Annotated in this window: 14 protein-coding genes; 12 read left to right on the forward strand and 2 right to left on the reverse strand. The window is 37.4% G+C overall.

Features of this window, described 5'->3' with window-relative positions; genetic code table 11:
* Positions 1–270 (forward strand): TFIIB-type zinc ribbon-containing protein (locus tag CXF85_RS16885; protein WP_101229814.1); only part of this gene is annotated, 270 nt, incomplete at its 5' end.
* Positions 271–433: 163 nt separating this feature from the next.
* On the opposite strand, the gene nhaR is transcribed toward CXF85_RS16885, so the two are convergent.
* Positions 434–1,339: a transcriptional activator NhaR gene (nhaR, locus tag CXF85_RS16890; RefSeq protein ID WP_101229815.1), complete on the reverse strand. Its 906-nt coding sequence runs from the start codon at positions 1,337–1,339 to the stop codon at positions 434–436.
* A gap of 269 nt (positions 1,340–1,608) precedes the next feature.
* On the opposite strand from nhaR, the gene CXF85_RS16895 reads away from it, so the two are divergent.
* Genes CXF85_RS16895 through CXF85_RS16940 form a run of 10 tightly spaced genes read left to right on the forward strand, consistent with a single transcriptional unit; the run spans position 1,609 to position 9,466 of the window.
* Positions 1,609–1,920 carry a hypothetical protein gene (locus tag CXF85_RS16895; RefSeq protein ID WP_101229816.1) on the forward strand — a complete coding sequence of 104 codons (312 nt, stop codon included), beginning with the start codon at positions 1,609–1,611 and terminating at the stop codon, positions 1,918–1,920.
* Positions 1,920–2,393 (forward strand): Na+/H+ antiporter subunit E, encoded by a 474-nt coding sequence (locus tag CXF85_RS16900; RefSeq protein ID WP_101229817.1) that lies wholly within the window; start codon positions 1,920–1,922, stop codon positions 2,391–2,393. The genes CXF85_RS16895 and CXF85_RS16900 overlap by 1 nt, the downstream gene beginning before the upstream one ends.
* Positions 2,393–2,686, forward strand: a complete 294-nt coding sequence (locus CXF85_RS16905; RefSeq protein WP_101229818.1) for a monovalent cation/H+ antiporter complex subunit F — start codon at positions 2,393–2,395, stop codon at positions 2,684–2,686. The genes CXF85_RS16900 and CXF85_RS16905 overlap by 1 nt, the downstream gene beginning before the upstream one ends.
* Positions 2,687–3,028 (forward strand): monovalent cation/H(+) antiporter subunit G, encoded by a 342-nt coding sequence (gene mnhG / locus CXF85_RS16910; protein WP_101229819.1) that lies wholly within the window; start codon positions 2,687–2,689, stop codon positions 3,026–3,028. It abuts the gene before it with no gap.
* Positions 3,029–3,075: 47 nt separating this feature from the next.
* Positions 3,076–4,044, forward strand: coding sequence for a Na(+)/H(+) antiporter subunit B (locus tag CXF85_RS16915; protein ID WP_232771250.1), 969 nt, complete (start codon positions 3,076–3,078; stop codon positions 4,042–4,044).
* A complete protein-coding gene (locus CXF85_RS16920) occupies positions 4,044–4,436 on the forward strand; it encodes a cation:proton antiporter subunit C (RefSeq protein ID WP_101229821.1) in 393 nt (130 codons plus the stop codon). The genes CXF85_RS16915 and CXF85_RS16920 overlap by 1 nt, the downstream gene beginning before the upstream one ends.
* Complete coding sequence (locus tag CXF85_RS16925; protein WP_101229822.1) at positions 4,433–5,911, forward strand: monovalent cation/H+ antiporter subunit D family protein; 1,479 nt, start codon at positions 4,433–4,435, stop codon at positions 5,909–5,911. Before CXF85_RS16920 ends, CXF85_RS16925 begins: the two co-directional genes overlap by 4 nt.
* Positions 5,908–7,440: a monovalent cation/H+ antiporter subunit D family protein gene (locus CXF85_RS16930; protein WP_101229823.1), complete on the forward strand. Its 1,533-nt coding sequence runs from the start codon at positions 5,908–5,910 to the stop codon at positions 7,438–7,440. The genes CXF85_RS16925 and CXF85_RS16930 overlap by 4 nt, the downstream gene beginning before the upstream one ends.
* A 3-nt stretch (positions 7,441–7,443) precedes the next feature.
* Positions 7,444–7,779, forward strand: coding sequence for a hypothetical protein (locus tag CXF85_RS16935; protein WP_101229824.1), 336 nt, complete (start codon positions 7,444–7,446; stop codon positions 7,777–7,779).
* A complete protein-coding gene (locus CXF85_RS16940; protein WP_101229825.1) occupies positions 7,766–9,466 on the forward strand; it encodes a Na(+)/H(+) antiporter subunit D in 1,701 nt (566 codons plus the stop codon). The genes CXF85_RS16935 and CXF85_RS16940 overlap by 14 nt, the downstream gene beginning before the upstream one ends.
* 779 nt (positions 9,467–10,245) lie before the next feature.
* On the opposite strand, the gene CXF85_RS16945 is transcribed toward CXF85_RS16940, so the two are convergent.
* Positions 10,246–10,620 carry an RNA-binding S4 domain-containing protein gene (locus CXF85_RS16945; RefSeq protein ID WP_101229826.1) on the reverse strand — a complete coding sequence of 125 codons (375 nt, stop codon included), beginning with the start codon at positions 10,618–10,620 and terminating at the stop codon, positions 10,246–10,248.
* 424 nt (positions 10,621–11,044) lie between these two features.
* On the opposite strand from CXF85_RS16945, the gene ttcA reads away from it, so the two are divergent.
* Positions 11,045–11,989 carry a tRNA 2-thiocytidine(32) synthetase TtcA gene (ttcA, locus tag CXF85_RS16950; protein WP_101229827.1) on the forward strand — a complete coding sequence of 315 codons (945 nt, stop codon included), beginning with the start codon at positions 11,045–11,047 and terminating at the stop codon, positions 11,987–11,989.
* Positions 11,990–12,119 lie beyond the last annotated feature (130 nt).

The raw sequence follows: 12,119 nt of genomic DNA on the forward strand, positions 1-12,119 counted from the left end.
ATGAAATGTCCTGAATGTAAGCTCTCTTTTATTATTATCCAGCGTCAATCTTTGGAAGTGAACGAATGCCCTCAATGTCATGGGGTATGGTTAAAGTCTGAGGATATAGCAAAAATGACAATTGAAACACAGTTGATTGAGGAACCAGAACAAAATAGGTCAAATAACCTAACTAGCAAAGAGAACGCTATACCGACTAAAAAACCAGCTAAAAAAAGAAAAATACAACACTTTCTTTCAGGTGCGTTTGATATTGGTGATGACTGGTGATTTTGTATTTATTTAACGATGGATAACAAGTAAATCACTTAGTATTCACACCTAAACGATAACATCTTAGATGAAACACTGCTTTGTCAATATGGCTGAATCTATACCAATACAATCTGAATAGTAAACCTAAACAGTTATAGATTACCAAATAAAGTGTTTACTAAATTTCAGATTGAAACTGTTTTTTTGCCGCGGTTACAATTTCAAGTATAGCAGGATGCTTTAATCTTCTTTCTGGAGAAATAATATAATAATTTTCTTCAACTTCATCGTTACGACCGATAATTTTCACATCATATTTATCAACAACATAATCTTCAATTAGCGTCGGGCTACTAAATATTCCAAAACCGGCTTGTCCAAAAGATTTCATTAGTGCGCTATCGTCAAATTCTGCCACAATGTTTGGTGATATATTATTCTTTTCAAACCAAGAAAATAAGCGTGCTCTTACTGCTGACTTTTTGCTCTGTATTAGCCAAGGTAACTCTGATAAAGATTGAGGAAAATCACTACTACAATTTTTTAATAGGGAGTCCGACGCATAAAAAGTAAAACCACTTTCAACCAGTAGATGATTATAAGCTTTAACATGGCTTCCCAACTGGAGTGATTGGTCTGTCAATATACAATCTAACTTATTATCAGCTAAGTCTGCCAGTAAGCTATTTTGATCTCCTTCCACACAAATTAAACGAACCCGCTCTTTCATCATTAACACAGGAGCAAGTAGTTGATGCGCTAATACTTTAGGAATTACGTCTGTTATTCCTACTGTAAAGGTATGCCACATTACTGGTTGATGTTTTTTAAGTATATGTTTTACTTCATCACCCAGCTGAAAAATCTCTTCTGCATAGCTATAGATTAATTGTCCCATTTCTGAAAGGTATAATTTTTTTCTTTTACGATCAAATAAAGTAACACCCATTTGTGCTTCAAAACTGGTGATTTGCCCACTTATTGTTTGTGGTGTTAGATTTAACCTTGTACTTGCTTTACTAATACTCCCTTCAGTGGCAACGGTATAAAAATAAAAAAGATGATTGTAGTTAAGCGGGCTCATAAATTATTAAACCAAGTTTTTTCGATGATAAAATCAATAATATTCGAATTTACCTTCAACAACAAGTGAGCTATAAATTTAGAGTACTTGAAGATCATATACTTAAATGATTAATTTTTTATTTAAGGGTAAATTTTTATTTTTGTGATAAATATACTATACCGTTAATTCACCTGATCAATGAATGGTCTGTGGGGTTATCAATATTTTATACATGTCCTTATAAAATAAATACTCCGATTTAATGAAAGTAACAATGAGTAAATCAGATGAAAATCGATATTCAGAATGCTTTAGTTGATTACGAACCTACATTAGAAGCTGATATTCAGCGACGATTAATGCTCGCCTTTTCAAACGTAAAATCACATATATCTTCCGTCACTTTTATTCTAACAAATGTATTGAGTCGAACTGCGCAACATACCAAGCATTGCTCGTTAACTATTACCCTTAAACAATTTTCAGAAATTTTGATTGAAGACTCTCAGGTAGATATCTATAGCGCTATAGATCGAACCATTCAAAAAGCAACTCGACTTATTTATCGTAAAATCTCATCACAAGGGAGTAAAAGATAATGAAGCTCCACACCGTCTGTTTATTTTTAAACTTAGCTGCTTTTTGGTTACTCAATTCAGGTCATAATACTTTACTTATTCTACTGCTTGGGCTCGCTTCTATACTTTTGGTTTTAGTCATTTCTCATAAAATGGATGTAGTTGATCACGAGTCACAACCGCTTTATTTAACGCGTAATATTTTTAGTTACTATTTATGGCTTACCAAAGAAATTATTAAAGCCAATATCGTGGTGGTAAAACATATTTGGCTTGGAAATCAAAGTATATCGCCAACGCTAAGAACAATTAAAATTAGCCAAAAAACTGATATGGGTAAAGTCATCTATGCAAACTCTATTACCTTAACCCCTGGCACCGTAGCAATTGATATTATTGATGACGAAGTGGTTGTGCACGCACTGCTAAAACAAGATATAGAATCATTACTCGCTGGCGAAATGGATCGCCGCGTTAGTCAATTGGAACGCTAATGTTTATTGCTGCCACACTCGCTATTTTTGTTGCCATGATTTTAGCCATCATACGCGGGATTGTTGGTCCTACACTGTATGATCGTATACTCGCGGTTAATATGTTTGGGACAAAAACAGTATTACTGATCTCTTTATTAGGTTTTGTCATGGGCCGTCCAGAGTTTTTAGATATTGCAATAGTCTACGCGCTCATCAATTTTATAAGTGTTATCGGCGTTTTACGCTACTCAGATACGAATAAACTTAAACACACGCCTTCTAATGAAAAACCATTGGATAAGGAATATTAAATGGACATAATTATAAATATTAGTGGTGCCTTGTTTTTACTCATTGGTAGTTTTCTTTGTATATCTGGTGGTGTGGGCTTATTACGCTTTCCCGATTTTTACACACGTATGCATGCCGTTGGGGTTACCGATACCTTGGGAGCGGGAATGATATTAATCGGTCTAATGTTTTATAGTCCTGACTTTCTCACATTCTCAAAATTAGTAATCATTCTGCTTTTAACGTTATTAATAGGTCCTACTACCAGCCATGTGTTGGCAAAAGCGGCCATGCATAACAACTTGATGCCAAAATTACAGCAAGAGGACAATATTAAGGAGACGAGCTCATCGAATTATTAATTGATATTGTTTTATTAACCTTATTGCTAATAGTTGCTTTTGCTATTATTAAAATGAAAGACCTCTTTGCTGTTGTGATGTTATTAGGTATTTACAGCTTATTATCTGCTAGCTTTTTTGTCGCTATGGACGCTGTAGATGTTGCTTTTACTGAAGCCGCTGTGGGTGCTGGCATTTCGACCTTACTGATGTTGGTCGTCATTACCATGACTGGTCGCAGTGAAAAAACTACCAGACATAAACCCTGGCTTGCACTATTAGTGGTTGTGTTTACTGGCGGTGTATTGATCTACGGTACGTTTGATATGCCTTATTTTGGCATCGCTGATGCCCCTATCCATAGTCATGTAGCCCCTCGATATATTAATGAGTCAATGAAAGAAATTGGCATACCAAATATTGTCACTTCTGTTCTTGCAAGTTATCGCGCATTTGATACTTTCGGCGAGGTTGTCGTTATTTTTACTGCTGGCATTGGCGTTATGGCACTACTCTCTGTTGGTCGTAGACCAGAAGAAGACGAAAAAACAACAGCTATAAATGACTCTATGCATGAAGAGTATCTTGTTATTCGCATCGTCACAAAAATGTTGATCCCCTTTATATTATTGTATGCACTTTATGTGCAGTTTCATGGTGACTTTGGTCCTGGCGGTGGTTTTCAAGCGGGTGTGATATTCGCAGCCGCTATTATTTTATATACCATGTTATTCGGTTTAACTACCGCAAGAAAGGTTATCAATCAATCATTTATCCAGTTCATCGCTGCTGCTGGTGTTTTGTTATATGGCTGTGTTGGCATAGTTTCAATGCTTAACGGTGCTAATTTTTTCGATTACAACGTTTTAGCCAGTGACCCCGTTGCAGGACAACATTTAGGCATATTATTAATTGAGTGGGGCGTTGGTTGTACGGTTGCGTCAGTCATGATTATGATATTTTTCAATTTTGCTGGGCGTAGAGAAATGCAACAAAACAATGAAAAAGTTAACAATATAGAGGGAGACTCACTGTAATGATAATAGGACTCTTTAATGACTGGGTTGTTGTTGTGCTAATGATGATCGGACTTTATATCGTTATTGCTCACGGAAATCTAATAAAAAAAATAGTAGGACTCGCTATTTTTCAAACGTCTGTATTTATTTTATATATCAGCATGGCAAACGTTGAAGGCGGTAGTGCTCCTATTTTGGCTGAAGGTATAAAACAATTCTCTAACCCCCTACCTCATGTGTTAATTCTCACTGCCATTGTGGTTGGTGTTGCAACTACTGCATTGGGTTTAGCCTTGGTAGTTCGCATTAAAGAGGCTTATGGCAGTATTGAAGAAGAGGATATTCAGCATTTAGATAATAAAACTCAAGACGAAACTGAAATTCAGGCAACAGAAGGTGATCAATCGTGATATCTCATTTGCCAATTTTACAGGTAATTGTGCCGTTAATGGCAGCACCTATCTGTTTGTTATTAAAACGTTCTCAGCTAGTTTGGTTGTTTTCACTTTTTGCTAGCGCTATCGCATTTATTATCAGTGTTTTGCTGTTGCAACAAGTAATGACCTCTGGAGTGATTAGTTATGAATTAGGCGGCTGGGAAGCCCCTTGGGGAATTGAATACCGCATTGATAAACTCAATGCCTTTTTATTATTAATCATTTCAGCTATTAGCACTGTGGTGTTAATTGCCGCGCAGACCAGCATCGAAAAAGAAATTCCCAAAGAGAAACACACACTTTTTTATATTCTATATTTGTTATCCCTAACGGGTATGTTAGGTATTGTGTCCACAGGAGATGCCTTTAATGTATTTGTATTTCTTGAAATATCCTCCTTGTCAGCTTATGCCTTAATTGCTTTAGGGCAAGACAGACGAGCACTTTGGGCTTCTTATCAATACCTTATCATGGGCACTATCGGCGCAACGTTTATACTTATTGGCATCGGCTTGATGTATCAGATGACGGGCACGCTCAATATGCAAGATCTATCTCAACGCTTGCCAGAGGTTGCTCAAACACGAACCGTATTTACTGCCTTTGCTTTTGTCATTGTCGGTGTTTGTTTAAAGTTGGCGTTATTTCCTCTTCACTTGTGGTTACCTAATGCCTACGCGTATGCGCCCTCTATTGTCACCGCTTTCTTTGCGGCAACGGCAACCAAAGTAGCCATTTATTTACTGATTCGTTTCACTTTTACGGTGTTTGGACTGTCCTTTTCTTTTACTACACTACCTTTGCAAGGTTTGTTCTTACTGCTTGGTTTAACTGGAATATTTGTTGCTTCTAGTGCCGCTATCTATCAAAACAATGTTAAGCATGTTTTTGCTTATTCGAGCATCGCGCAAGTTGGTTACATTATCGTTGGACTCAGTACCAGCACCATTACAGGTTTAACCGCAACGTTACTTCACTTGTTTAATCACGCGCTTATGAAGAGCGCCATTTTTCTAGCACTCGGAGCTGTAGTTTATCGACTAGGTAATGTTCAACTGAGCAGTTTTAATGGCTTAGGCCGTCAGATGCCGTTAACTATGGCGGCAATTGTTATTGGTGGGTTAAGTTTAATCGGTGTGCCTCTCACGGTTGGTTTTGTTAGTAAATGGTATTTATTAACCGCTTTACTAGAGAAAGGCTGGTGGCCAGTAGCCATACTTATCTTGTTAGGCTCATTGCTCGCGGTTATTTACGTGTGGCGTATTGTAGAAGCCGCCTACTTTAAAAAACCGTTAGCTGACAGCGTTCCGGTAAAAGAAGCGCCGCTGTTTTTCCTCATTCCTATATGGCTATTAATTACAGCCAATATCTATTTTGGCATAGATACCCGCCTTAGTTTGCAAGTTGCTAGTGCTGCGGCGCAAAGTCTGTTTGGAGTATCACCGTGAACTTTTCTATAGAAGTCATGTTGCAACTAACTATTGTAATACCTTTGTTGACGATTGTAGGGATTATCCTTGCTAATAACAGACCAAACATTCGTGAAGGCATAACAATTTCCGCCAGTATTCTGTTGCTGTTTATTGTTACGAGTTTATATCAGAGTCTACTCTCGGGTAAAAACGTTAATGTTTTTTGGTGGGACATAATGCCCAACTTAAGTATTAGCTTCTCCATTGAGCCGCTAGGCATGTTATTCGCATTAATCGCTAGCTTCTTATGGTTGATCACTACATTTTATGCCATTGGTTATATGCGTAGTCATCAAGAAGAAAATCAAACCCGTTTTTATAGCTGTTTTGCTTTAGCTATTAGCGCAGTAATGGGCATAGCATTCTCTGATAATCTATTTACATTATTTGTATTTTATGAAGTATTAACCCTCTCTACCTATCCGTTAGTTACCCATGCAGGTACCGAAAAAGCTAAACAAGGTGGCAGAGTTTATTTAGGCATTTTATTAAGTACTTCAATTGCATTCTTCTTATTAGCTATTGCCGGTACTTGGTTTATCACTGGCACTCTGGATTTCAAGCAAGGAGGCATATTCAATCCTGATGTTGATAAAGCAATTGCAGGAGCACTACTTGTCTTGTTTATTTTTGGTATTGGTAAAGCAGCGATAATGCCTTTTCACCGGTGGTTACCTGCCGCGATGGTAGCACCAACACCAGTAAGTGCATTATTGCATGCTGTGGCTGTGGTAAAGGCGGGTGTTTTCACTATTTTAAAAGTCTGCGTATTTATTTTTGGCTTAGATTTATTAGCCATATTACCTACCACTCAATTCCTACTCTATTTAGCAGGGGCTTCGGTTTTACTGGCCTCGATTGTAGCGATGCGACAAGATAATTTAAAAGCAAGGCTCGCCTACTCAACAATCAGTCAATTAGGCTACATTACTATAGGTGCACTATTAGCGACGTCTTCAGGTGTTATTGGTAGTTCGATGCATATCGCTACTCACGCTTTTGGTAAAATCACCTTATTTTTCTGTGCTGGTGCTATTTTAGTTGCTGCACACAAATCTAAAATAAGTGAAATGCGAGGGCTTGGCCGTCAAATGCCGTTAACAATGATTGCATTTTTTATTGGCAGTCTCAGTATTATAGGTGTTCCGCCAACAGGGGGAACCTGGAGTAAATGGTTTTTGTTAATGGGAACAATTGAAACCGAGCAATGGATATTAATGGTAGTGTTAATGATCAGCTCTTTACTTAACATCGCTTATTTATTACCTATCCCCTTTCATGCTTTTTTCTCTAACCCTTTACCCGAAAAACATGATGCATCATCCAGTAACCACGAATCAGTAGATTTAGCTTCAAACGTAGACCAATCACAAGTACAAATAAAAGAGGCTCCATGGCCTTCTTTACTCGCTATTGGAATAACCACGTTCGGCTGCTTATTCCTGTTTATCTATCCACAACCTTTATTTGATTTGGCAACGGCTATTTTAGCCAGCGGGCAATAATTCATGAAAAATGAGAAAAAGTACTTATTTGATGATCCCAAAAATGTAAAACGTGTTTTATACATTCTTTATAGCTGTTGTGCACTTTTAGTTATTTTAGACTTTGTTATTCACCGCCATGTTATACACAGTTGGGAAAGTTTATGGGGGTTCTACCCACTTTATGGCTTTGTTGGTTGTGTGATCCTTGTTGTGGTTGCCACTTGGATGCGCAGTTTCCTTATGCGAGATGAAGATTACTATGAAAATATAGAGTTGAAAAACTTAGGTGAAACAACCAAAGAGCCCTTAACTAAAAATATCGCATCAAAAACAGGAGGTCATCATGTGGATGATTGAAATACCTCCTTTTATCCCCTTCTTTATCGGGGCATTAATTGCTGCCTTTACCCGTGGAGTATTACGTAACACTCTGATGATAATCGTGCCTATTGTCAGTGGTTTGCACCTTTGGATGGTACCAGAAGGTATTCACTTACAATTTGCTTTTCTTGACTACCAACTTAGTCCTTATCGCGTTGATAAGCTAAGTCTGATGTTTGGGTATGTTTTTCACATCGCCGCATTTATTGCCATTATTTATTCGCTTCATGTAAAAGACACTGTGCAGCAAGTATCAGCAATGTTATACGCTGGTAGTGGTTTAGGTGCGGTATTTGCCGGTGATTTACTTACTTTGTTTGTTTTCTGGGAACTTTTAGCATTTACCTCAGTGTTTCTAATTTGGGCGAGGCGTACTCCACAATCGTATGTAGCAGGAATGCGCTATTTGATTATTCAAGTGCTCTCAGGGGTTATTCTGTTAGTTGGAGCACTTTTTTATGCTGTTGAAAATGGCACCTTAGATTTTGGTTATATTGGACTCAATGGCATTGCTGGCTGGCTCATTTTTATAGCTTTTGGTATTAAATGTGCTTTTCCTATCGCCCATAACTGGCTTACCGACGCATATCCTGAAGCAACAGTTACTGGTACTGTTTTCCTTAGTGCTTTTACCACTAAAGTTGCCGTGTATGCGTTAGCTCGATCATACCCAGGTACCGAGCTATTGGTATACATTGGTGCGGCCATGACTTGTTTCCCAATATTCTTCGCTGTTATTGAAAATGATTTACGCCGAGTATTAGCTTATAGCCTGATCAACCAAGTTGGTTTTATGGTTGTGGGCATAGGAATAGGCACCGCACTAGCGATTAACGGAGCGGTATCTCATGCATTTAACGATGTAATATTTAAAGGCTTGTTATTTATGTCGATGGGTGCAGTATTGCACATGACAGGAAAGATAAATGGCTCTGATTTGGGTGGCCTTTACAAAACTATGCCTAAGACGACAATCTTATGTATTGTTGGCGCAGCTTCTATTTCAGCATTCCCTCTTTTTAGCGGTTTTGTTAGTAAATCAATGGTGATGTCCGCAGCACTTGAAGAAGGTTATGATTGGATTTGGTTAATGTTATTATTTGCTTCTGCAGGTGTATTTCACCATGCAGGCATTAAAATCCCTTATTTTGCCTTCTTCGCACATGACTCCGGTCTAAGAGCAAGTGATCCACCTAAAAATATGTTATTTGCAATGACAATCGCTGCATGTCTTTGTATAGCCATTGGTATATATCCATCAGCTTTGTATTCATTGTTACCTTACGACACTGGCTACAATCCATATGATGCCACCCATGTTTTAGCGCAAACACAACTATTGTTCTTCTCTGCTTTAGCTTTTGTTTGGCTCAACTTAAAGGGCATGTATCCACCGGAGCTTCGCTCGACAAATCTAGATTTTGATTGGATATATCGCCGTGCTATGCCACTAGTTTTTCAAAACATGTTCAGTGTTATTTGGAAAGTAGATCGGATGGTAAGAGATATGATAAAAGAAAAACTCAGTCACTCTTTTGCTTACCTAGCATCTAAGAATAACCGACTAAGTGGCTTACTTTCACGAAACCACCCTTCAGGTAGCATGGCTATGTGGATTGCTGTGATGCTTGGTATCTACTTACTTCTTAGCTTTGTTAAATAATGTTTGGTTTATTATACCCATCACACTTCAAGATGCAGATTTCAGCAAGTTGATAGAGGTATGTAGGTCCTAATTTTTAATGATAAATAAAAAAGCCTGAATATTGCTATTCAGGCTTTCGTTTAAATGTTCATAATTGGTGAGTTCAAGACGAAATTAGGTCGGCTATGCGTAGCATCCACTGATTGAATTCAAGGTATTATACCAATTCCGTTAAATTATTGACCACTTGTACTGGCTAAAATTCTCCATGACGGCGTTGCTTTCAATCCCAATAGCCAGCTATTGGTCAATCAAGCGCCTTGCCCTGAAATATTTTCACTTCGTACAACAAGATCAGAAACTTATCGGAATTGGTATTATAAAATAAGCGTCAATAAAATAGATGGTGACAAGCGTGCTGATAATTTAGTTATTGGTTATCGTGCAGTGTTCGCAGATTATGATGGGGTAATAGAGCTAAGATGGGGCTTGACGCCTCACTTTACTCAGGCACGTGATAGTACTCACCGTCATACTTTCTGATTGATCTGTGATATTGAAACTAATGAACAGTTTTCAGCTTTACAACTGCGTATAGCTCTCTTTCATGGAACAGACAAAGCGGTTTGTGACTCAGCGCGTGCTGGTTTTAATTATTCAACAAAGTATGGGTATCTCAAGTTTTCATTAAGAAACAATAAACCCCGTAAATCCTTATTAATCAGGCTTTACAGGGCTTTATTGGTTCTTAAGTGTCTAATTCAATTTTTAAATTACTGTCAAGTTTTAACGAATAATTAAACCGATTCAGACTTTCTTTTCGAGCGTTCGGTCGAAGGTTTACTAGCAGTTTCTGATGCAGCAACCCGCGCCTTACTTTTAGCTCTTTTTTTAATTTTTGATTTATTATTCGCTGAAACAACGGTACTAATAAACTCTGCTGATTTTTTAGTCGGAGTATAAGCAACTTCAATCGTTTTACCGTCAAAACCGATAACATCGCCACGGCGAATTTTTTTACGCTTTTGCACTTCTACTTTCTTATTTACTAAAATTTTACCTTCGCTGATCAGGGTTTTAGCTTCGCCATCGCCAACCAAATTGGAAATTTTGAGCAATTTATAAAGTTCTATCGGTTCAACACAGATGTCGAAAATTGGGTGTTCAGACATGAAATACGCCTAATGATTTTAAATATTAATATTGTTAAATTCTAACATATATTGAATTAAAATTATATTAAGGATATTTAATAATGCAGAGCTAGCATAGACGATAAATACGTGATGTAAAAATACGTAAAAATTGTAACTATGCCATTTCAATTCAACATAGATTTATACATCTGAAAAACGCCCCTCATAACGAATTAGTACTATGCGTTACTTGGTGAATGATCACCCGACTAAAAATAGGCACCAGAAACAGTACCAAATAAAACACAAAAACGATTTTATATAGGTGATTTATTGTGTCTAAAACATCTATCCCCTCTCAAGTTCCCTCTGTCATTAAGATGAATAATTAATCCTCTTGGTATTCCTTATCAAACTGCTATAATTCCCGCCGTTAATTTCAATCAATAAAGTAAGCCACATGACTGTAGAACAACTAACGTTACCAACGACCAAACTAACATCGATCCAAAAAACGCAATTATCTAAGTTAGAAAAAAAGCTTAGACGTAATGTTGGCCAAGCCATAGCGCAATACAACATGATTGAAGATGGTGACAAGGTGATGGTATGCCTTTCAGGCGGTAAAGACAGCTATGCCATGCTCGACATTTTAATGCTGTTAAAAGAAGCTGCCCCTATCCACTTCGACATTGTTGCCGTTAACTTAGATCAAAAACAACCTGGCTTCCCTGAACATATTTTACCCGAGTACCTCGATAAACTCGGTATTGAATATCATATTGTTGAAGAGAATACCTACGGTATAGTGAAAGAAAAAGTAGAAGAAGGTAAAACGACCTGTAGCTTATGTTCTCGGTTACGTCGCGCTATTTTATACAAAACAGCTAAAAATATTGGCGCAACAAAAATAGCTTTAGGTCATCACCGTGATGATATGATTGAAACCTTAATGCTGAATATGTTTTATGGCGGAAAAATGAAGGCTATGCCTGCCAAGCTTGTTTCTGACAATGGCGAACATGTTGTTATACGCCCTTTAGCTTTTTGTAAAGAAAGTGAGCTTATTCAATACAGTGAATTGAAAAAATTCCCGATTATCCCGTGTAATTTATGTGGCTCACAGCCCAATATGCAAAGACAAAACATTAAACATATGCTTAATGGTTGGTCAGAGCAATTCCCGGGTAGAATTGAATCTATGTTTACGGCAATGCAAAACGTTGTTCCTTCTCACTTGTGTGATAGTAATTTATTTGATTTTAAAAACATAGATAGTACGTCCGGTATTATTAACGGCGGTGATACTGCTTTTGATGAAGTAGTGATTGAAACACCACAAGAGAAATCCGCTAAAGATTATCTTAATGTTGACCAACAGCTCAATGTCGTTGAAGTTAAATAATAGCACTGTGGTTACCTCTCAGTAATTAGATAACAAGCTGAACTAAAATCGCAAATAAAAAAAACGGCCAATGTTTATAACATTGGCCGTTTTTATTTGTCCACTTTAACTGATAGCTTTCATTGATAAA

Source organism: Colwellia sp. 75C3 (genome assembly GCF_002836255.1).
GTDB lineage: Bacteria > Pseudomonadota > Gammaproteobacteria > Enterobacterales > Alteromonadaceae > Colwellia.